Below are 21,218 nucleotides of genomic sequence, written 5' to 3'. Positions count from 1 at the left end.
CTCACCCAGTCGCGCCAGTACCTGCGCGACAGGAAAGCCTTCATCGAAGCATCGGCTATAGATACGACCCTCGCACCCGTTATGAATCCGGCCACTATCCGGGCACTGGTATCCACAAGGCGCTACGGTCGGCTTTGTCTGCTCCTGCTTATGAGCACATTAGGTGTGTGGGGTTTGGTCGTGCGTTCATCAGGCGACCAGGCTGTACAGTCTCACCAGTGTGCAGTTTGCGGTCATATTACTCGTGCTGCTGGCTGAGTTCACGCGTCTAAGTTTCTCGAACTGGATGCTCCGAACCGGAGGCATTGGGGGGTTCGGCGCATTCATCGCGCAAGGGAGCAATCTCTGGCCCCGTTAGGGGCACCACGGCCAGAAACTGCAGCGGCAGCTGCCGGTCGTGAGTGCGTTTCAAGAAAACGGTTCTAGCTTTTACGCACACTGACACGAGGCGCTGCCTCCAGCCAGTTTTCGACCTCCAGCCCTCGTACGCGACAAAATTCTCGGGTGTTATCCGTGACCAGTGTCAGCTTGAGGGTATAAGCATGGGCGGCAATCAGCAGATCATTCAGGCCGATCGGCTGGCCTGCGGCTTCCAACTCGGCCCGGATTCCTCCGTATTCGCCATCAGCAGGCACGTCCAGAGGCAGAACCGGGATAATGTGCAGAACGCTCTCGACCCGTTCCAGAAGTCTGGGAGACCCTTTTTTTGCGCAGCCATAACGCAGCTCAGCCGCCACGATTACGCTAGTGAAGAGCGTCTTCGGGTTTTCTTTTGCAATGCGACACGCGGCAAGTCCGGTAGGATTACGGATCAAATCACTGATTATGTTCGTATCCAGAAGATATCCGCTCAAAAGATATCTTCCGGACTAGCTGCCTGATCATCAATGCTTGGCAACTGGTCATCTGGGCCGAGCGGATCTTCGGTCGTCCATTGAGCCAGAAGCCCTGCTAGTGTCGTGGGGCGCTCTGTCGGCTCAATGATAAGTCTGTTGCCTTCGCGTCGGATTAGCGCCCGGTCTCCCGGTAGTTCAAACTCGACAGGAATCCTGACCGCCTGACTGCGGTTATTACGGAACAACCTGACTTCTTTCGGACGTGAGGAAGAAGGGGATGGCATTGGCATGGAGGCATCTCCTTGTATATGCCATCTTGTATATGTATTGGACCAAAATTTCCAGAACAAATTGGAACGGCCCTATCTCCGGCCTGAACGCCGGAGATAGGGCCTGAAAAATAGGTCAGGCAGAATATGTATCCGCCGCCGTAGCAATCGCGGAGAAACTTCTGATTGGAACGGCATGTGCTGGAAATTTTGCGACAATCTCCAGCTCTCCGCCCATCGCTTCAATGTAGCTACGGAGCGTGCTGATATACATGTCAGTGCGCTTTTCCATTTTTGCAACAGATGCCTGATTTATCCCAAGAAGTGCTGCGATCTGCTTCTGCGACATCACTTGAGCACGCCGCAGTTCTGCCAAATCCATGGCATCCGACATGGCACGTGCCTTCAGGGCGGCTCTTTCGCGGGCCTCTGGGGACAGCTTTTCCGCCAGAGACGCCAGTGCCTTACGGTTTTTCATGTCCCTTCTCCTGTTCCAGTTCCTGTAGGTGCATGTCGTACAAGTTGTCCGCTACAGGCACCAGATTGACGTAAAAACGGTCGTCACCAGTCTTATCACCGCCGATAAGCAATATCGCAGCACGACGAGGATCAAAGGCATAGAAGATACGAAGTGGCTTTCCTCCGCTCTGAACCCTTAATTCACGCATGTGACTGTGCCGCGAACCCTTTATGCCAGACGACATTGGGTGTCTTAGGTTGGGACCGCGTTGCTCCAGCAGAAGGCCGGAGGCATAAACGTCCTCCTGCTCGCTGCTGGAAAGTGAGTCAAACCAGAGTTCGAACTCGTTTGTATGTTCGACCAGCCACGTCATAAGCCTCACCATATATGCCCTCTAGGGCATATTCAAGTGGCATTGAAGCTGCGTTGTTCACTGTGGATAAGAAAACACCACCATGCCATCCGATGGACGAATGCCTGAGACGGTGCACCGTGTGCCCGCTTTGGCGGTTGTTGAGTGCCATGGCAGGACGTCCGCCGTCGGAATCCATGCCAAGTTTCCGTGAGCGCGGACGATCTGCGTCCACGCACCCGACGTCGTCGCCGTCACGGCAATCTGCGGCGGCGCAATCCCTATTTTTTTCGCGCGTCCGCTCGGTCCGGCATAGACAGGCTCAAACTCAGTGCGGGGCGACATGCAGGTGACTTTACCGCTGAGAGGCACTGGTGGCGCTTCGGGAGCGGCTGCGACTGGCGCACCCCAATCGCGCGGGCCGATCTCGGCCTGCCGTTGGGCGGAAAGTCGATCCAGTTCAGCAGATGACGGGGTCTGGGCTTGTGCGGCCGACACGAGGAGGCCGGTGGAAAGCAGGACAATAGCCAGTTTGGGCGTAGTCGACACGGGAAAACCCCTCTTGGTGGTTGAACATGTCGATTAGCATGCGGCTTGTCTGGAAAGAAGATTCCAGTGCGCAGATCAGCCTACTCGTCTGGGGTACGATCCTGCAAAGTCTGGGCCGCACGGCGGTTCAGATGCTCTGCAAGTAGAGCGGCCAGCGTAGTTTGCAACGGGGGCTGTAGCGTTTCGGACGACTGGTCCAGTCGTTCAGCAGTTTTGGACACACTGGAAAGCACTGTTTCTGCACACATAAAAAAGCTCCATAAAAATCAGGGCAGGCGATTGCCTTGCTTCCCGATCAGTATGAAGCTTCAATTTGTGACGGCGGTTTAGAAGGTGCCCGCGCGTCCTGCTACCTGTGACACCGCCCATCTGGCGTGTTCGTAATCCGGGCGATCGGCCTGATCTACAGGATCAGTCGGGCGGACGATTGTGCCCTCGCGGGAGGCGACAGAGGGCGACCAGTATGCAGGAGATGAACCATAAGGCGCATACGGGTCATACTGCGCTTGACGCACCAGCGGTGGTTTGAGTGGTCTGTCATTAGCGGACCGTAGATTGCCATGTGCACAACCAGAAAGGGTCAGACCGCAGACCACCAGAAGAATAGGTGCCCTCACGCCTTCTGTCCGTTCAGTTCCGCTTCAAGGGCGGCAATCAACGCGACTGCGTTACCCGGCTGAGCTTTAATTGCATTTAGGCAGCCGACCAGCCGATTAGATTTGCGCACCAGCTTATTATGCTGCTTAACACCCTCATTGAATTCATCATTCCGCAGTTTTTTTTCAGCCCGCAAGGCTTCCTGCGCCTGAGCAAGCTGCTGGCGCAGATCGGCAGAAACCTGCTCCTCTTCCCCTAGATACTCGAGGTTCTTCTTCCCCCAAGCTTTCCACTCGGCAAGCTGCTTCTGGAGGTTGAAAGCCGTGGTCTGCCAGTGGTTGGCGACCTGTGTCTGCTGTGCGAGTGCTGACACTGTACGGTTCTGCTGTTCGAGATCATTGGCAACCCGACGGAGTGATCCGCGAATACCACCTAATGCACCAGCTGTTACAAAATCACCGCTCATGGGTCACGCCCTCAAACATCGGTCTGTGTAATGGGCCGCACCTGTGCAGCCGTCGTCGTATCCATTTGGGGCAGTGTACCACCAGAACCGCCCCCGCCACCACTTTTTTTTGCCTCGTCCTTCAATCCTTCGAGATACTGTGTGCCAACCTGCCGACCCGTATCTGCTCCTTGTTCTACCGGGCGCGTAGAGGATTTCTCGAAGTCTTCCGCATCCACGCGGCTGGCCGCACCAAACCCGACCATGGAGGCCATGTGATGTGGCAATGTCGTGATCAGCCGGAAAGACAATGTTGCTGTCGTCATTTCTACGGCTGAATACATGATCAACATGGCAATCAGGCCGACCCAGTTATCGGTGAGATAGCCGTGGTCAAGCGTAAAGGTCGAGGCCACCAGAAAGCTTTTCATCAGCAGCCAGGAAAAGGCGGAGAATATCGTGTAGCTGAACACCATACCGATCACCATCATCGACGGCCGAAAGAGAATGGTAAAGAGAATCTCGTAGCCGCGCACCCCTTTGCCATGGAAGCCATCTCCTGCGAACGTCATATGGGCGAGGAACCATAGCGACGCATAGGCAACCGCCTCAACATCCAGAAGGAACCAGCCCGTTACACCGGCAATCCAGTACAGATAGGGCATCATAGGCAGAACATAAGCCAGCGTGACCCCGGCTGAGAGCAGAAACAGGCAGGCCGTAAAGATCACCGGAAGCAGCCGGGTGATGGTTCCACTCAGAAAGGTCGCCACAGCAGCGGTGGCCGTAGCGCCCCATTGCCCTGTTACGAAGGACGCCACCCCGGCTCCAACATCAAGAGAAACACTTCCGCTTGCCGCCGCCAGCGCAATGGCTGTAAGCGCAAGATGGATGAGGAGATGCCCGATGCCGATCATGGCCCCGAGAGGATCAACCCAGTCTGTACCGGAACTCCCCATCACCAGATGGTTCATGATGAGTTCCAATGCACCAGGGCCGAGGTTCAGGTAGTTCAGAACCTTTGTCCAGATCGCTGTGCTATCTGAGGAGACATGGGCGTTGGCATATAGTCGTGGGGAAGTACTGTTAGGCGCCGGTTCATCTGCTGTCTGAAGTGTTGCATCCATTTTGCCGAGATAACTGGATACACTCTGGATGAACGGCATCAGATCCTGCCCCAAATACGGACCTGTGCCGGCCCATGACGGTGCTACGACAGCGGGCGTAATCGACGACACTGAAATGACTTCTGCGTTCAGGCGCGATATTTCCAGATAATAGGCGCCAAGCCCGGTCCAGCCGAGAGAACGGAGTTCCGCCGTCGCTGAATTGTCACTGGCTGTTGACCCGGCAGCACTACGAACTGCCGCGACCACGCTCGAGGCAATACTTGTCAGCTGGCCGTTAAGATAGTTCGACTGGGCCACGAACACAGTGTTGAGTGTTCCCAGTGTCGCGACATCGCGCGTCTCCCACAGGGAAGTTATGGTATTCTGCAGACCGGAGCGGATATTGGTAGTTAGCGTTTTGAGGGACTGTATCTGCTGGCTGCTGACCCCACTGAAATCAATGCTCTGGTACTCGGCCGTGGTCGCGGTTTTGATGGGCGTGCTGATGGAGACAAGCCCACAGGTCGGCATGGCTGTACCATTACCGTTTGCCATGTTGTAGGTAATGGACACCGTGCCATTGCCGTCATCAGTGATAGTGGGCTCAGGAACCATGTCAGGATTATGGGATGCCTTATTGATGAGAGCCCGACATATCTCGCTTTCCATGACGCCAAGCACCACCTGACGTGACCCCGGGATCATAGGCGTTGCAAGAGGAAGTGCCTGCGGCCCCACCGCGTCGAACACCACTTTTTCCTCGATTGTCGCCATGCCGATAGACGCTTTGGCGAAGTTTACGATTAGGTTCTGCCCGAGGGAAAAGCCATTGAGAACCGGCAGCATCATAATGACGCTGCCGACGGCACGCACCGGTACCCAGCCACTAAAACTGGCGGAGAAGACCTTTCCGGTTTCAGCCGTTTTGTGAATCTGCCAGAGAATGGAATACATGATCCAGAAAAATGCCATGATCCCGACAAAGGAGGTAAACCATTGTAGGAGCGTACCCGTAGCCGTATCCGCGGTGCCATCCATGGGGAACAGGCTGTCGAGAACACGGGAAGACCAGTCATCAGTCGCAATAAGGTCGGCCCAGCTCACATTTTCAAACCCACTTGCCGCGCGGGCTGGACCTGCATGAAGCAGACCCAGACCTCCAAATAACGCTGCCAGCAGGCGCTGCGACAGCCGCGCCATTTTGGACACACCGCGCATAGCTTAGGCTCCCATGGACGGGCTGGTATCGCGACCCTGCTCACGCCCCTGGGTGAGGGCCAAAAAACGTGATTTCACCTTCTCCATGATGCGTTCGAGAGCGCCGCCGATGCTCTTGATCAGACTTTCGCCCGGTTTGCGGCCGGGCACGTCCTCCATCTCCATTGCCTTTTTACCGGCCCGCTCTTCGACATCAAGCACCGACTGAGCGTTCGTTGCACCCCGTTCAGAAGCCTCGCTTTGAAGCGAGCCGAGATTGCGGCGCATATCCTGCAGTGTTTGCCCCAGATCGCTGTAAGCCTTGCCCACTGTGTCGTTGGACAGGCGCAGTTTCTCGAACTCCTGCCACAGTCCATGATGCTTGCCACCCTCACCCATGCTGGCCATCAGTGCAGCCGGTTTGACACCTTCCTTCTGCGCTGTTTCATCCATTTTCTTGAAGAACGGGGCTGCGGTCTGTCTGAGGTCCTGATACCGAGTGTCTGCCATACGAATGTTGCCGTCCACGGCGGCGACAAGACTGTCTATCCGACGTTGATCCGAAGCCGTCTGATGCTTCGCGCCCCATGACTTGAAGGCGCTGGCGGCTTTGGAAACAGCATGCGTGGCCAGACTGCCCACTGGAGCCTGCGCTGGTTGAGCCGCCTGAGCTTGCGCTGGCGCAGCAGCCTGCCCCTGTTCTGCTGATGTGGCGCTGGCCTCTAATTGCTCGCCCTGTGCGCTTTGAGTTTCTCTGCGAGGCTTAGCTTGTTCCTTCTGCCCACCGGCCTGTTCCGCCTGCTTCGGCTTTGGTGCGTCCCCTTGCGGCTCAGGAGGGGTGTTTTGGGCGGTTTTTTGGTTATTCATGTCTTCGTTGCGGATCTCGCGTTCTTGGTCTTCTGTCATCCCAGCGTGGGCAGGTTGTTCACTCCCGGCCGGGCCAGCATCCTGTGCAGGCGGTGCCGCATGAGGCTCCGGCTTTTCGGTGGACGCCCGTGTTGCTTCGTGTGGCTCGGGCGCAGAGGCTCCGCCCATAATGTCATCGCCAATCGGAATATCCTGCATCGCATGTTCAGCAGAGGCATTGCCGTGGTCAGCATTGTCCAGGCCCTGCATGGGTGCGTGGTCACCGGCCGCCATTCCTGTGCCAGCCGCGGCCTCACGAGAGGTGGCCTGTGCCGCACTTTCAGCGGCCACAGCCCCCTCAACAGACTGTGCGGTCTGATTGGCATAATCAGCACTCATGCCACGCATAGCCAATTCCTCGGACGTAGGTTCATTTTCGCCCGCCACGACAAAAGACGGCGCTTCCTCCTGCCTGCCCAGATCGGCAACATTAGGCTCAGCCTGAGCAACTGCCGGGTTAGGCTGCACAACGGTTTCTTGGACAGTTTCCGGTGCGACAACGGGGGCCACTGGCACTGTCTTAGGAACTGGCTCGGGCTGCACGACGGGAGACGGCTGCGGAACCGGGGTCACACCGGCCTGCGCAGCTCGGGCTTCAAGAGCGTTTACCCCGGCAGAAATCAGGAAAGATGTCTGCTGTTCCGCAGGCAAGGCTCCCAGCTCCACGCTGGCGTTACGGATGTCCGCGACAAGCTGGCGATCATCTATGCCGGCAGTCTGCTGGAGCATGGATATCACCTGCGGGTTACTCATGCCGGGATACTGGCCCGCCATCGCGTTAAGACCCGCATGGAGCAGCGGCGACACCTGCACCGCCTGTCCCGTGCCGCTGAATTTCGGCCAGTCCTGAACCAGCCATGCCATCTGCGTGGCAAATTTCGGGTCGCTCTCCAATGACGGATCGTTCTCGAGCTGCTCCTGAAGTTCCTTGAGCCGATCCGCCAGCCCGCGCTGATCTTCAGGTACGGACTGCTGCTGCTGGCCCATCGCCTGCAGCACACCGGCCATAGTGGAGGCCGGGGTAGCCGCAGGCTGCACGGCCGAGAGTGTTTCGGACATGGTGTTTCCTTTGTATTTACAGATTAGGAACCGGCAGGGCGCCGGCAGAATGGCGACTGAGCGCGTCGTCAGCCTCGATAGCGAGGCGTTTGGCCTCGGCGACGGCAGTCATTTCCTGTAGCTTGTAAGAGTTCCACAGCAGGTAATTGCGCTGTGCATCGAGCAGCGCGATCTGGATCAGGACTGACTTGTCCGACGACATGGCCTGCAGATCGGCCTGCCAGTCCGTACCGGAATACTTCCGGTTCACCTCCAGTTCGGTCTCCTCCCACGATGACCCCTTATCGGTCACCGTAATCCCTTCACGCTGGGCTTCGGCTTTCTGCGCGGCTGTCAGCGTGACGGTCTCAGCGCGTTGGCTGAGCACATGGTCGACAATCATGTGTGACAGGTGCATCGCCGCATTATAGGAGCGGCGGAACGGCATGAGCTGCTGCCCCTGCGTCGATGTAATGGCACTCCCGCGTTGGGCAGCAGGCGCAACCGGTTCAATCAGGGTGACCGCATAGGCATTGGCCCGATCAATCGCCTCCTGACCGGTATAAACAAGCGGAGTAAACATACTTGTTGCGGCCTGATCTGCCCCCTTCATGGTGGTGTTGGTGGGCAGGGAGCACAGACCAGCGTCAGCCTCGGCATCGTCGCAGTATTTGCCGAAATGAGCATTGTTGTTGGCCTGCGCCCCTTGGCCGCCACCAACCCAGGACGGCGTGCCTTTTTCGGCACGCGTGCGTTGGCCCTTTGTAACGTCCAGTGCAAGAGCAACATCATCAGACTTACGGGCGGCGACAATCTGTGCCTGCCCCCCTTCGAGGTTCAGGCAGTCCTGACGGTTGACCGCATGCAGATCCTGAATTTCCGCATGGCGAACTTCTTTGGCCAGCTCCGCGTGCACCATGTTATTGGCATCAGCAATCTGCTGCTGCGCACCAACCTGCCCCTTCATGTAGTTGGTGAGTTGGCCGAACCCCTTTCCAAGATCACCATCAATCCCGCCAAGAGTATTGTTCAGCACTTGTTTAGCCGTATTCGTGGCCGTACTCAGAGCGCTCTGAGCTGCGCTAATCGCTGCCAGAATGGGACCGATATCAATACCAAAGGCCCGTGCGGGTGTGGGCGCGAAGAGTTGCCCCATACCAAAAGCGGCGATCAGCATGGCAGCCGACGCCAGACGTGAAGAAAAGCGGGACATAATCAATTACTCCCCCGCAAGGCCAAAAGCCGTGGCCGCATCACCGAGCGAGTAGCCATCAGGTAATTGCGTGGAGCCGCTCACGTCCCAGTTATTGGAACCAGAACCGTTTGTTCCACTGTTAATCAGCGTGTCGCCGCCGCCGCCAAAACTAAGCGTTGGACAGACTGTTCCCGTACCCAGACCAAGGTCGAAGTTATTATCTGGCCCCGTCAGTGTAAGCCCGCATTCTGCTGACCCTTCCAAACTGCTCCAGGCCGAGCTGACCTCAGAGCAGATTTTCCCCATGGTGCTTTGCGCGATGGACGACACATCAAGCCCGCTGGTAAGCATGTCCAATCCGACACCATTGAAGAAACTGTCGAGACAAGTGAATTTGGTCACGGACTCTGGCTGGTGGATAAGCGCATCATCAGCCTTCATCTGGGCAGCCGCACCCGTTGCTGCCGCCTGAACGAGCGCCTGACAGCCTTCAGATGCGGCTGAAGCGACATTTGCGCACAACATCAGGCCGATGAGAGCGGGAAGCGACAGGCATGGCATGCGCCCCCATTTCATCATGTTGCTTCCCCCTGCGGGGCTGCAGGAGCCGAGGCGGCAGGAGGAGGGCTGTCGCCCGGAAAGCGGATGCCGCTAAGAATACGCCCGGCATAAGCTGGTGTGAGCCACTCTGGAGTGCCTGACGTCGGTTTCGCCTGTGGCTTTTGAACGGTCATAAGTCTGTCCTTGTGATGTTTCACAAAGTCAGTATGCGCTCAGCCGTTGTGACGCCGGTTGGGGTTCGCCAGAATGTTCCTCAAAAAAAAAGCACATCTATAAAGGAGATATTCTATGGACTGTTTCTGGCATCCAGGAGAGCCCAATGTGTCTCTCCCTGAACAGCAATAAAGGTGCCTCACTTTTAAGGGGCTTGAAGTCATAAAGCGCCGTTTTAGCTATGCGCGCAGTACAGAGCAGGGCGGACAAAATGTTAGGCGAGGCAGAAAACGGTAATATACCTTCAATCTTTAAAACTTGGGTTTCCATAGGCTGCTGTACAAAACAGATAAAAACAGATGCGTAAAACGATTCCGTTATGATAACGGTGAACAGATATTCGATCTCGACATTGCTGGAGCCCATATAGTGCAGAGCCTGCTCAGGAGAACGACCCCATCCACGCAATTGTCGTGGTTGTTCGCCCCTTCACCTCATAAGGGAGGGGGAACAGGCTTTCCGAACCCGGCGACAACGCGGGGTGGGTGGTCTAGCGATGAAGAGATTTATCTCGCCCGCTCCTATCCAACTGCCACTGAAGTTCCGTTCATTTCAAAACTGATCGGACGTACACTTGGTGCCGTACGCCGCAAGGCTCAACGCCTTGGGCTGCGGCGACCGCTACGCGGTCGGGCGGCTAACGCCCGCCTTTGCATTGACGCCCCCCCCCCCGCACAATCTGGGATAACTTCAAGTTGCCATCACGCGTTTTCTGATTATTTTTCCTCCATCCGTCGTACATCTTCCGGGCGACTCATATGGGATGGCACGGCGATTGATCTTCTCGCCGATCTCTGGAAACGCCTGTTTTCCGTCACATGCATCGCCCAAATGCTGGGCCTCAAGCGTACTGCCGTCTCAGAAGCAGCACGACGTGCCGGACTACCAGAACGCGCGGGCCTGACCCTTAAGCATACCATCCCGCAGGGCAGCCCTCAGGACGTTCCCGTTAATGATACAATTGCCAGCCAGATAATCCGAAAAATCTGCAAAATTACAGGACGTCCATTTTTCGTCCGACCCCGCGATGTAAAGAAAATTCATTATAGTTTCCTCGGGAAACTGTTTATCGCGCGCCACCATGGCACTCTGGAAAGTGTCGGTGAGTATGTTTCACATGCCTTCAACACCGACTGCCTCGCCTGAACCATGCGCAATACCTATGACGCCGTAACCAGACGGCTCAATGACCCCGCCTTTGCCCGGCAGGTCATCCGCTATGTATGTATAGCCCTGCTAGCCGCACTTTGCGAAAGTTGCACTGTATCATCAGCCCTTTTGTACGAGGTCACACACAGACCAAAGCCCCAGCACATCTACCATGACCCTTTCGGAAAGCCTCGCGAACTGATCGTAACCGATCAACCGTACTTTACGGACTCTCAGATCATGAACTGGGCCACCGACAAGATCACTAACCTCTATACGTTCAATTATCTTGATTATGGGAAACATCTTGACAGTTGTGCAGGAGATTTCACCAGCGACGCTTGGAACAGCTGGGCGGCGGCATTTCAAGGGCCGGGGAATATCGAGTTCATCCGCACGAAACAGGTTCTCCTGACGGCCGCTATCAAGACTGCAGCCAGCATCGAAAGTTCCGGGCTGAACCGGCAGGGTGCGTTCGAGTGGCATGTCGTCTTTCCAATGTACCTGAAATGGACCAACGCTGCCGGTGAAAAAACTGATGTTCTGGCCGTCAGAGTAACTATCCAAAGGACAAATGATCCCCTTCATCCCGGCGGACTGATTATCACTCAGCTAAATGCTCCCAAGGCGACATCCTGATGCACCGAAACAGGATGTCTCTCGTGCTCATGATGGGCATGCTGCTCTGCGCGACCTCTGTAGCGTGCGCACAGTCCCGACAGAACGGTATCCCGGACGATCGGGACAAAGATCACATTGATCCTATCTATGCTGGATCACTGCCACCGCCTCCCTCTGTGCGGGAAAATCTTTACGATCGCTACGACGCTGGTCAGAGAGCCCTTGATGCGGAAGACGACCCGCACACACTCGCCAGCCCCGCCTCAAGGTCGCTGAATGTGTCGTTCGAACCGGGGGCACAAATCCCCATCGTACGCCTTGCACAGGGCTACCCGGCCGCCATCACCTTTCTGGATGCGACTGGTCAGCCATGGCCAATCGCGTGGGATATTGCGACTAACAAAGCGTCCAACTGCGATGGAGACGGCAAAGGCAGCGACAAGTCGCCCATCCGCGCCGTCGGCATCAATGCCTGTGTTCCGCAGCCAGGTTCCAATATCCTGCAGATCTCGCCAATAACGCGCTACCCCCGCGGCGGCCTGTTGGTCACGCTCAAGGACGCTCCCAAACCCATCAGCTTCATGATTGTCGCAGGCACAGGGTCGTATGACGCCGATCTCACCGTAAAGATCACCAAAAGGGGGCCAAACGCCAAGGATCAGGCATCAATGCTTGGCACCGTCCCGGATACTTCTGACCCCATCCTGAACAATCTGCTCGATGGCACTCCGCCCATGGAAGCGGTTCCCCTGCTGGTCTCTGGTGTAAGCGCAGATCGTTTACGCGCATGGAAACTGAAAAATACCATGTATATACGCACGACCTTCGAACTATCCTCACCGGCGGCAACTGCGCATGTTAGCGAGTTTGACGTGACGGCGTATGCCGCACCGTTTTCTTCGCGGCTCCTGGTGTCGATAGGCGAGCGTCTTGTTCCGGTGTCCGTACAGGAGGACGGCCCGTGAGCAACGAACCACAGAACCGCGGTCTGGAATCGCTCAAATCCTCATTCGACGGTGTTCGCAGGCTGCTTCCATGGGTTGGCGGCGGTCTTCTTACGATTTTGGTGGGAAGTTATTTTTTATTCGGCCCCACCACCCACGCTCCTGAATCCGCACAGATTACGCACCCTGACATGAAAAGCCCCGCTGGCGGTCCAATCATTCCAAAACCATGGACGAATTGGCACGCAAGCGCGACGAACAGGCATCGCAGGCAGCATGGAAGGCCGGGAAATCTTATACCAGCGCGCTTTCCGGTCAGGATTTGCCCGATCCACAGGGAGCTGTTGCAGAAATCGGCGACACTCCTGAAAGCGCCCAGAAATCCCCACCACCTGCGCCGCCTCCAGAACACCACGCAGCACCCCCTCAACCTGCGGCCCCGGCGACATCCGTCACACCCGGGCCTCCTCGTGCGCAAATGGGCCATTTCAATACATCTCCCGCTGAAAAACCTCCAGAACCGGGGCAGATGTCCGAACGTGCGCAGATGGAACTGATTGCCGCGTGGTCCGGTAGAGCATCGGTCTCCGTCGAAGTGCCCGGCGCTGAACGCGGTCGGGCTGGCTCTGGTGCGAATGGTTTTCAGGCGGCAGCCGCTTCCCCGGCGACGTTCACGCCGACAGCAGCACCCGTCCCTGCGGCGGCAACAGACGCGGCAAGAAGCGCTTCGACACTTTCCAGTGATGCTGCGTCAGGACATGGCAAGGGCACATTGCTACTCCCGGCCGGACGCGGTGTTTACGGTCATTCCGTTATTACGACAAATAGCGATCTGGGTACCGATGTGCTGGTCGAAATCGACAGTGGCCCATTCGCCAAGGCCCGCATCAGCGGAACCTCTCAGATGAAAAGTGAGAAATTGGTCATCAAGTTTAACAAATTGATGATTGGAGATGCGGACCCTATTTCCGTCTCTGGCTACGCAGTGTCACCGAAAACTGCTGAAGCCGGTGTCGCATCCGACGTCCGGGAACACAACTTAACGCGAATCATCCTGCCTGCGGCCTCATCATTTGTCGAAGGTCTGGGCAATGCATGATGAATTCCAACACGACAAATTACAGCAACGGTTCAGGCATGTCGTCCTTCACGCACCTCAATCTGGGCGAACAGATGGGTGCCGCTGCCGGCACAATGGGACAGCAGCTCGGGCAGATCATTCAGAAACAGACACCCCAGCAAGCCACAGTACTACTCAAACAGAATGATGGCCTTGGGATCATCTTTGATGAGCCGGTCTATCGCCCATGACGGCCGTCACAACCGAATGGGCAATACTGAGAAAAGACATTCACGAAAGAGGACACTCATGAGAACGCTTTTTGCGATGCTTGCAACCTTTCCTACGTTTGCACCGCCCGCTCATGCCGACGGGGCTGGCGAACGCCTTGGGACGCTGACGAGGAACACCGTTCCCTCAGTCACACCGTCGCAGACACCTAACTAATCACCTCAAGGAGCTACCATGGGAGCCCTCGCCATGAGCACAGAACCCCAAACCGGGTCTGTCACGATGCTACGCAAACCGGCCACAGCCGCAGACGGGCCACAGGTCGCCCAGTCGGAAGCGCCAAAACCTGTTGAACCACTAGCGACTACCGCATCCCCCGCCACTGCACAGGCCTTACCTGCGGCTGCATCTGACCTCGGGATCGTGCAACGGATCGCCAGATCAAAAGCCCTTTGGGTGGGCGTCGCTGTTGTCGCACTGCCGGCCATCGGCGCATCGGGGTGGTACACCGTATCACACCGCAGCCCTACCCCACACGCAACACGGGCAGCACAAATGACTGATACGAGCAGCGCTGCTGCGAACAGTTCGGGCATCACACCGCCAGATCTGGGAACGCCTCCTGCCGCCGCTCTCAAGCAGGCGACGATACCGTCAACGAGCACAGCCACCGCAACACCCCCCAACGCCCCAGTAACACCTGCAGCGGTAGCACCTATCACCGCACCGTCATCCACGCCCGCAGTGCAGCCCCTAACAACACCCTCGGCACCGACAGGCACCGAGGCAACTGTTCCTGACACTCAACCGGAACAGCCATCCACGCGGTCGACAACCTCAGGTGAAGATCAGTTGTTCATGGAAATGAGCCGCAAACTCACCGAAATGACAAACCGGATCGACACGCTCGAACAAAAACTCGACGCCGGCCAGCATGCTCAGCACGATCAACTCGTTTCCGGATTAGGCACCCTCGGCGGCCGGCTCGACGAACTGCGCCACCGTGAAGATACACTGGAGGCCAGTCAGAACGCCCATGTGGTAGCGGCCCCGGCTGCTACCACCAGTGCGTCGGCGACACCGGCGCCGCCACGAAACAGTGCACACAAAAGTGGCGACGTTGCCGCGACACATCACATACCATCTGACGCACCGCCCGCTGAACACCCGGCTCCGCGCCCGCATTACACCGTTCAGGCCGGTGCGCCCGACATCGCCATTCTGGAAAACCCTCAGGGCCAACCGGTCCGCGTCCAGCCCGGGTCCGTGTTGGACGGTTGGGGCTCGGTCACCGCAATTACACAGTCCGGCAGTAGCTGGGTGGTCCACACCGAACACGGCATCATCCGCTAAGGCGCGCAAACCATGTTGCAGGACCTTCTAGATTTCGCCGGCTCAATCGGCAACGCCGCCGCAATCGCTCTACCAACGCTGTGCTATATCAGCGGTTCCGCCTGCCTGCTGGGCAGCCTTTTTGGTTTCTACAGACGAGGCACCGGGGCAACAGGCGCAAGCAGCAGTCTCCCAGTCTGCGTTGCCCTGATCGCCTTCGGAGCCTCGCTCCTCTCCTTTACCGAATTCCTCAACATGGGCAATGCCACGTTGGGCCTCTCCGCAACGGCCAGCGTAGGCGGGGTCAACTCCGCAGGTCAGGTCACATTTTCTGCCGAGAGCCTCAAGTCGGCGATTTCCCAAGGGCCAACCGCGACACTCACCGCGATACTGCATGTCTTCCGATACTACTTCATGAGTTATGGCGCTTTCTGGGTCTACGTCTCCATCATGCGCCAGCTCAGCTCAATGCAAGGTCGGAGCAATACGTCAACGACCACCAATCTGTGCATGGTCATTGGTGGCTTTCTGCTGATGAACGCCGACACGATAGGGCCAGCGCTCGCAAAGAAACTTCATCTTCTTTCCTCTTAATTTCTAAAAGGACACAAATACATGAACGTACGGATCAAAAGCCACGTCGCCCTCGCTCTGGGCGCAACCGCTCTTGTCGTGCCGGCGCTGACTGGGGTCGGTCACGCACAGGCCATCGACGAAATGATGCAGACCGCGACCGGCCATGTGAACACGGCTTGGGGCTATCTGATCAATTCGGTTGGTTTTATCGGGGGCGGCGGTCTGCTGATTGGTTCTCTTTTCAGCGCCTACAAGAAACACAACGGCATGGGGGGGAACAACACCAGCTACGGCAAAATCCTCGGCGCCGCCGTCGTCGGCACCTGTCTTCTGGCCCTGCCATTCTACGAACGGACAGCAAGCACCACGCTCTGGGGATCTAAAGCAACGATTACGGGCGAACAGCAGACAATCAAATTCAACCAGTAATGCACGATCTGGTCACTCATTTCCGTGCGCCCAAGGGGAGCCTGACTACCCGGTTGCTCCCCCCTAATACTCAGACCGCATGCGCCTGCTGCGGTCTGTCTGGCGCAACCCTCACGATCAACGACAGCGCGCTCTGCCTTGTTTGCGCACCAGCCTATGCGGCCGACGAAGAACAGATCGACCGACACGCCGCCATCATCTGGCTACCGCAGCTCGATCAGGGCAGCCTCTCACGCCTGCTTAGCGCAGCGTGGACTGCCCTGCTGGTGAGACGTTCTGGCCAGCCGGCGCACAACCATGCGCTGACGATCCTCGACGATCTTTCCGCCAAGCGTGAAACCGCCATCGAGAAAGTCGGCACCTACTACCCGTCGCGTCTACGTCTCGCGGCGTCCTCGCTCGCACCCCATCATATATTCAAACGTCACCACGCCGTCTCGGGTTTGCGCATCCTGCCCGTCGCCGCATGGCGCGAGCAGCATAGCGAGGCCCTGCGCACACTCCTGATCAACCGGAACCACTCCCCATGAAACGCCTGTGGCAGAAAAAACCTACCACGACACCCGCACCACCAGCGTTAGCGACAGGTGGCCCCACGGCTGAACAGGAAAATCCTGCCCCGCTCAAGGGCGGTTTCCGACCGCTGGATCTGCTGCTGCGGGGTCTTGGCTATCTGTCACAGATGTCAAAGCGGGATTTGTCGTCCTTTTGCGATCTTGCGACATGCGACGAACACGGCTCATTACCTTTAGTGGTGACTATGTCACCCTGCTGCGCGTCAAAGGGCTGCGGCAGATGGCCAACCGCACCGAGATTGAGGACAAGGCCCGTGCCTTACGCCAGGCCATGGGCGGGCAGATGGACGGCCCAGGTCACGCTTTGCAGTTTTTCTATATGGCTGAACCTGACGCCTCAGCCTTCGTGAACCGCAATCTGAGTGAGCGACGCAGAATTGCCGCCGCCCTGAACGCGCAGTTCGAGGACATCCTCTCCGAACGTGAGCGCGTTCTTATTCCCAAAATGCGCCACGAACGTACATGGCTGGCCCTGTGGAGCCGGCAGGGATGTCTGTCCAAACAGGAACTGGCCGCCAGCAAGGCCGCCCGCGCAGAGGCATCAAAACTTCTACCCGATCTGGGTGACGGCCAGAACCCGCTCATGGGCTCAACGGAACTCGCGACCATCCACACAGCCTTTGTCACTCACATCCGTCACGTTTTCGAGCATCAGGGCGTCCTGATGGATGAGCTCACACCGGATGATGCGCTGCGCGCCATCCGTGAAGAGATCTACCCCGAAGTCCATGGCTCACGCTGGACACCCTCTACGCCTAACAGACGGCCACCCTCCATCATTCCCGACAAGGAGCGGCCCGCCAATGCCGCAGATGCACTCTGGGCGCCCTTGCGCGAACAGATCTTCATGGATGACGCCTATAAGCCGAATTTTTCCACCGTTACGCTGGGCACCCGGGACTGGCGCCCGGTCGATCTGGAGTTGATGTCCGAGACCCCCACACCCTTTGTCGAATTGTCCTCCAGGCTCGCCGCCCACCGTATGCCATGGCGCATGAACACAACCATTCAGGGAACAGGCCCTCTCTTTATGGGCTGGAAAAAAGAGGTGGCGACCATCCTGCGCTTTGGGCTCAACCACGCGGTCTATGACGCATTTAAAGATCTCGAGCGGCGACGCAAGGCGGGCGAGACCGTCATTTCCGCCCGCACGTCCTTTGCCACCTGTGCGACAACGGGTGAGCGCGTCCAGCTGGCCAGACGCGCCTCAACCCTCGAACAGGCTATCGGCGGCTGGGGTGGCGCCTCGGCAAGTCGCCTGTGCGGCGACCCTATGGCCGGCGTCATGTCATCCATTCCGGGTATAGCGCTGGCCTCGACAGCTCCCGCGACAGCAGCACCCCTTGATGAAACCCTGCTGACCATGCCGTGTTTCCGGATGGCCGCCCCCTGGCCGGATGGCGCGGCGCTGCTGCGCGCCAATGACGGGACCATCGTGCCCTTCGACCCCACCGGTAGCGGGCGTGTTGCGACACTTGACCTCTTCGTAGCACCATCCCGGAGTGGCAAGTCTATGCTGGCGAACTCCCTGCTGCTCGCCACCGTTCTAAGTACCGCCTCCCTGACTGATGCCGGCCCGCGCCTCCCCCTCATCGGCAAACTCGACATCGGGGACGCAGCCAGTGGTTTCATCGACATGGTGCGCAACGGATTGCGCGCCGAAGACGCCCATCAGGCCCAATTCATCCCGTTCGACTTCATTGACGATCATGCCTACAATATCTTCGATACGGAAGCCTGCTGTCGCCAGCCGCTTGAACACCATCGCGCGTTTCTGACGAACTTCCTCTCGACCGTGTGTATGCCGCTGACAGGTATGCCCTTCGAGGGAATGAACCAGATCATCGATGCGACCATATTCGCCGCCTATGAGATGTGTTCGGATGAGACCTACTCGACGCACATCAAAAAATACCGCCAGACCGACAACCCCCTGATAGACGAAGCTATCGCGCGACAGGGGGTTGAGACAAACGACCACACAACCTGGTGGGACATTGCCGACAGTTTCGCAGCGCGTAACAACATGCGAATGGCGCGGATAGCGACACAGCACGCTGTGCCAATAGTTGAGGATCTGATTGCTGCCACTTACCTGCCGCAGGTGAGCGACAATTACGGCTCCAATACGCCCACATCAGGCGGTGAAACGGGCCTTGAAGTCTTCAGGCGTTATATTGACGCGTTCATCGGCAAATATCCGACACTGAACCGGCCCACCCGTCTTGATCTGGGCGATGCGCGTATTGTCGCACTCGATATCGGCCGTGTCGCCCCCGAAGGGATCGGTGAGAACGCACGTCAGTCCGAGCTGATGTATCTGCTCGGGTTTCAGATCATCGGACGGAATTTCTTTCTCTCCCCCGAGGAGGCGGACAAGGTGCCCGCCCATGTGCGCGACATCCACCGCGAACGCTTCCGCGAATTCCGTGAAAGCTACAAGCGCCTCGAATGCGACGAATTCCAGCGTGCAGCTCAGGCACCTTTCGTGCTGCAGCTCTTCGAAGAGGCGGCACGTCGCGCCGCCAAGCTCGCTGTCCATCTTGGCCTGACCAGCCAGAAGATCACCGACTTTGGCCCCTATCTCACCGCCCATTCGACAGCCCGATTCATTCTGGGAGCCGCCAACCCCCCCGAGGCCGATGAAGCCGCCGACCTGTTGGGCCTGAGTGCCGCCGGACGACAGATTGTCCACAACGCCCTGCAGGGGCCCCGTCCCGATGGCAGCGGCGCGCCTCTGCTGCTGCAGATCAAGGTAGGCGAAGACTGGTACGAAATGTACCTCCTCAACACTCTCGGTCCTGTCGAACTCTGGGCGCTGTCCACTAAGCCGGAGGATGCCGCCCTACGCCGCCGTGTCTACAGTGCTCTGGGCTCCGTCGAAGCACGTCGCCGCCTGTCGCGCGTATTTCCCAAAGGCACTGCGGCCGATGAAATCAAGCGGCGCACCAATGCCCAGCTGAACGACACGAACTCCCTTGACGCACAGGCCGCAATGGGCGGCGTCGTCACCGGTCTGGCGCGCGAGATCTGTGATGCGGTCGGTCTGGGTGCAACGCTGAGGGAGGCTGCCTGAGGCCTGCGCGCCGTCACAACGGCCTGCGCGATACTGGCCTTATGAAGAAGGCACACCTCCTCGTCGCGCTGTGTATCCTGAGTGGATGCACGCACGACCATGACGCTGATACCGCCCCGGTGCGCGTCGATACACCTGGGATGCCGTCGGCTGAGCTTGCGTTGCAGCAAAGCATCGACCGCGTCCATGGATTCATCACAAACATGCAGCAGCGGCTTGGCGACGACCCGGCGTTGCGTATCCTGCCGGGCAGCGCACGAAGCACCGTCGCAACCGCCACCAGGCCTTCGGCGACGGCTAATAATCCCCCCACGTCTGGCACGCCGCCTGCGACACCAGCAGCCTCCTCGCACGGTGCCATCAATGCAACGCCGCTCATCGGTAAAGGCGGCATCACATGGTTTGCCTTCGGTGATGGGAGACCCACCGTCACCTGTCAGTATCCGGCAATCTGTCTTGTCCGTCTCGAACTCGGCGAAACCGCTCAGGCCAGCCAGATCACCCTGAGCGACACAGAACACTGGCACACCGATCTGGTGCGCGGCACACACGGGATCCATGCGGGATGGGCTCTGGCCATCGAACCCGGCCCAGAGGCGCGTGAGGCCCAGATCAGCCTGCCAACAAGCCGGCGAACCTACAACATCCAACTGGTCGCCAGCACTCCCAGCATGACCAGTATCGCCTTCACCCACGCCCCCAACGATCCTCTGTCGCAGCCCCCCTTCGCGCCCGCCAGCCCGCTTGCGGCCTACGGGCGTTCCAACCCTGATTTCCGCTACACGCTCAGTGGCGCAACACCGCCATGGACACCATTACGCGTCTATCGCGATGCGGGTCACACCTTCATCGACTTCCCGCAGGGCCAGATTGTTCACCGCCCCCAGCTTGTCATCCTCGCGCCACATATCGCCCAAGCCAATGCCTACCATGTCGCCGGTGATTCCTACGTCTCGATGCCGTCATCGACGACCTTCAGCTGGTAGGCACCGAAACCACCCATCCCACCGTGCGCGCTACCTACGGAACCCGCCCATGATCTCCAGACACACGAGTGCAGCACTACTGTGCCTTACAGCCCTCAGCGCCTGCACAACATTACAGCAAGACAACAGCTCGCGGATTGCTGGCGTCAGTGTGCCCGATGCGCAGGCACTAAGCATACAGGCCAGTGACATCCTCACGGCGAGCATGGATCCGCGCCAGACAACACTGCGCGTTCTGCGCTTCATCCCGGCAAATGCCAGTGTGCAGCAAACTCTGGACAACGCGCTACGCGCACGTGGCTTCGCGCTTGCACCAGATGGCATGCCCTACCCGGGTGCACTGACAATCCACCTTGATCTACAGGCGATACCTCAGCACCTCCTGATGACCGTACATGCCGGCGATGGGGAGATGACCTGCTCCTACGTCCATGACACAGCCGGACAGCTCGTACGCAAGTCCGGCTGCACCCTACTCGAGGGTACGGCCGTCACTCTACGTGCTCCTCAGG

Annotated in this window: 25 protein-coding genes; 11 read left to right on the top strand and 14 right to left on the bottom strand. The window is 58.0% G+C overall.

The window, feature by feature from the left end; genetic code table 11:
• Positions 1-422: 422 nt before the first annotated feature.
• From JCM25146_RS08895 to JCM25146_RS22435, 13 genes are all read right to left on the bottom strand, one after another.
• Positions 423-854 carry a type II toxin-antitoxin system VapC family toxin gene (locus tag JCM25146_RS08895; protein WP_025827405.1) on the bottom strand — a complete coding sequence of 144 codons (432 nt, stop codon included), beginning with the start codon at positions 852-854 and terminating at the stop codon, positions 423-425.
• A complete protein-coding gene (locus JCM25146_RS21390; protein WP_081774806.1) occupies positions 851-1,126 on the bottom strand; it encodes an antitoxin in 276 nt (91 codons plus the stop codon). Before JCM25146_RS21390 ends, JCM25146_RS08895 begins: the two co-directional genes overlap by 4 nt.
• Before the next feature lie 115 nt (positions 1,127-1,241).
• Positions 1,242-1,583, bottom strand: a complete 342-nt coding sequence (locus JCM25146_RS08890) for an XRE family transcriptional regulator (RefSeq protein WP_025827404.1) — start codon at positions 1,581-1,583, stop codon at positions 1,242-1,244.
• A complete protein-coding gene (locus tag JCM25146_RS08885; protein ID WP_025827402.1) occupies positions 1,570-1,938 on the bottom strand; it encodes a type II toxin-antitoxin system RelE/ParE family toxin in 369 nt (122 codons plus the stop codon). The genes JCM25146_RS08890 and JCM25146_RS08885 overlap by 14 nt, the downstream gene beginning before the upstream one ends.
• A gap of 57 nt (positions 1,939-1,995) precedes the next feature.
• The gene (locus JCM25146_RS22020) at positions 1,996-2,466 is read right to left on the bottom strand and encodes an SH3 domain-containing protein (RefSeq protein WP_148299025.1); all 471 of its coding nucleotides are present in this window, start codon (positions 2,464-2,466) and stop codon (positions 1,996-1,998) included.
• A gap of 80 nt (positions 2,467-2,546) precedes the next feature.
• Positions 2,547-2,714 carry a hypothetical protein gene (locus tag JCM25146_RS22440; RefSeq protein WP_159101979.1) on the bottom strand — a complete coding sequence of 56 codons (168 nt, stop codon included), beginning with the start codon at positions 2,712-2,714 and terminating at the stop codon, positions 2,547-2,549.
• A 78-nt stretch (positions 2,715-2,792) separates the two neighbouring features.
• Positions 2,793-3,083 (bottom strand): hypothetical protein, encoded by a 291-nt coding sequence (locus tag JCM25146_RS21385; protein WP_081774805.1) that lies wholly within the window; start codon positions 3,081-3,083, stop codon positions 2,793-2,795.
• Positions 3,080-3,529, bottom strand: coding sequence for a hypothetical protein (locus JCM25146_RS08875; protein WP_025827400.1), 450 nt, complete (start codon positions 3,527-3,529; stop codon positions 3,080-3,082). Before JCM25146_RS08875 ends, JCM25146_RS21385 begins: the two co-directional genes overlap by 4 nt.
• A gap of 11 nt (positions 3,530-3,540) precedes the next feature.
• The gene (locus tag JCM25146_RS08870; protein ID WP_025827399.1) at positions 3,541-5,835 is read right to left on the bottom strand and encodes a DotA/TraY family protein; all 2,295 of its coding nucleotides are present in this window, start codon (positions 5,833-5,835) and stop codon (positions 3,541-3,543) included.
• A 3-nt stretch (positions 5,836-5,838) separates the two neighbouring features.
• Positions 5,839-7,779 carry a hypothetical protein gene (locus JCM25146_RS08865; RefSeq protein ID WP_025827397.1) on the bottom strand — a complete coding sequence of 647 codons (1,941 nt, stop codon included), beginning with the start codon at positions 7,777-7,779 and terminating at the stop codon, positions 5,839-5,841.
• Between the two features lie 16 nt (positions 7,780-7,795).
• On the bottom strand, positions 7,796-8,971 hold the full coding sequence (locus JCM25146_RS08860; RefSeq protein WP_025827396.1) for a hypothetical protein: 1,176 nt from the start codon (positions 8,969-8,971) through the stop codon (positions 7,796-7,798).
• A 6-nt stretch (positions 8,972-8,977) separates the two neighbouring features.
• Positions 8,978-9,532: a hypothetical protein gene (locus JCM25146_RS08855; RefSeq protein WP_051544162.1), complete on the bottom strand. Its 555-nt coding sequence runs from the start codon at positions 9,530-9,532 to the stop codon at positions 8,978-8,980.
• Entirely contained in the window at positions 9,529-9,687 is a 159-nt protein-coding gene (locus JCM25146_RS22435; RefSeq protein WP_159101978.1) for a hypothetical protein, read from the bottom strand. The genes JCM25146_RS08855 and JCM25146_RS22435 overlap by 4 nt, the downstream gene beginning before the upstream one ends.
• Positions 9,688-9,985: 298 nt before the next feature.
• Here JCM25146_RS22435 and JCM25146_RS22015 point away from each other — a divergent pair, with 298 nt between their 5' ends.
• From JCM25146_RS22015 to JCM25146_RS08825, 5 genes are all read left to right on the top strand, one after another.
• Complete coding sequence (locus tag JCM25146_RS22015) at positions 9,986-10,873, top strand: hypothetical protein (protein ID WP_148299024.1); 888 nt, start codon at positions 9,986-9,988, stop codon at positions 10,871-10,873.
• 3 nt (positions 10,874-10,876) lie between these two features.
• Entirely contained in the window at positions 10,877-11,515 is a 639-nt protein-coding gene (locus JCM25146_RS08840; protein ID WP_025827389.1) for a DotI/IcmL/TraM family protein, read from the top strand.
• Positions 11,516-11,544: 29 nt separating this feature from the next.
• Positions 11,545-12,462, top strand: a complete 918-nt coding sequence (locus tag JCM25146_RS08835) for a DotH/IcmK family type IV secretion protein (protein ID WP_242401024.1) — start codon at positions 11,545-11,547, stop codon at positions 12,460-12,462.
• 208 nt (positions 12,463-12,670) lie between these two features.
• On the top strand, positions 12,671-13,540 hold the full coding sequence (locus tag JCM25146_RS08830) for a DotG/IcmE/VirB10 family protein (RefSeq protein ID WP_025827386.1): 870 nt from the start codon (positions 12,671-12,673) through the stop codon (positions 13,538-13,540).
• Positions 13,537-13,752 (top strand): hypothetical protein, encoded by a 216-nt coding sequence (locus JCM25146_RS08825; protein ID WP_148299023.1) that lies wholly within the window; start codon positions 13,537-13,539, stop codon positions 13,750-13,752. Before JCM25146_RS08830 ends, JCM25146_RS08825 begins: the two co-directional genes overlap by 4 nt.
• 201 nt (positions 13,753-13,953) lie before the next feature.
• On the opposite strand, the gene JCM25146_RS20750 is transcribed toward JCM25146_RS08825, so the two are convergent.
• Positions 13,954-14,514, bottom strand: a complete 561-nt coding sequence (locus JCM25146_RS20750) for a hypothetical protein (protein ID WP_051544160.1) — start codon at positions 14,512-14,514, stop codon at positions 13,954-13,956.
• Positions 14,515-14,590: 76 nt separating this feature from the next.
• Here JCM25146_RS20750 and JCM25146_RS18385 point away from each other — a divergent pair, with 76 nt between their 5' ends.
• The 6 genes from JCM25146_RS18385 (at position 14,591) to JCM25146_RS08795 (ending at position 20,706) form a co-directional block, all read left to right on the top strand.
• Complete coding sequence (locus JCM25146_RS18385; protein ID WP_051544157.1) at positions 14,591-15,085, top strand: hypothetical protein; 495 nt, start codon at positions 14,591-14,593, stop codon at positions 15,083-15,085.
• Between the two features lie 12 nt (positions 15,086-15,097).
• Positions 15,098-15,658, top strand: coding sequence for a hypothetical protein (locus JCM25146_RS23740; RefSeq protein ID WP_025827380.1), 561 nt, complete (start codon positions 15,098-15,100; stop codon positions 15,656-15,658).
• 21 nt (positions 15,659-15,679) lie between these two features.
• Positions 15,680-16,069, top strand: a complete 390-nt coding sequence (locus JCM25146_RS08810; RefSeq protein WP_025827378.1) for a hypothetical protein — start codon at positions 15,680-15,682, stop codon at positions 16,067-16,069.
• Positions 16,069-16,599, top strand: coding sequence for a hypothetical protein (locus tag JCM25146_RS18380; RefSeq protein ID WP_025827376.1), 531 nt, complete (start codon positions 16,069-16,071; stop codon positions 16,597-16,599). The genes JCM25146_RS08810 and JCM25146_RS18380 overlap by 1 nt, the downstream gene beginning before the upstream one ends.
• Positions 16,600-16,864: 265 nt before the next feature.
• On the top strand, positions 16,865-19,720 hold the full coding sequence (locus JCM25146_RS18375; RefSeq protein WP_148299019.1) for a type IV secretion protein DotO: 2,856 nt from the start codon (positions 16,865-16,867) through the stop codon (positions 19,718-19,720).
• 41 nt (positions 19,721-19,761) lie between these two features.
• Positions 19,762-20,706 (top strand): TrbG/VirB9 family P-type conjugative transfer protein, encoded by a 945-nt coding sequence (locus JCM25146_RS08795; RefSeq protein ID WP_025827374.1) that lies wholly within the window; start codon positions 19,762-19,764, stop codon positions 20,704-20,706.
• The last annotated feature ends 512 nt before the right edge of the window (positions 20,707-21,218 follow it).

The sequence above is a fragment of the Acetobacter okinawensis JCM 25146 genome, assembly GCF_000613865.1.
Lineage (GTDB): Bacteria > Pseudomonadota > Alphaproteobacteria > Acetobacterales > Acetobacteraceae > Acetobacter > Acetobacter okinawensis.
Note: the sequence above shows the minus strand (reverse complement) of the source record. Positions and strands in the feature narration are given on the sequence as shown.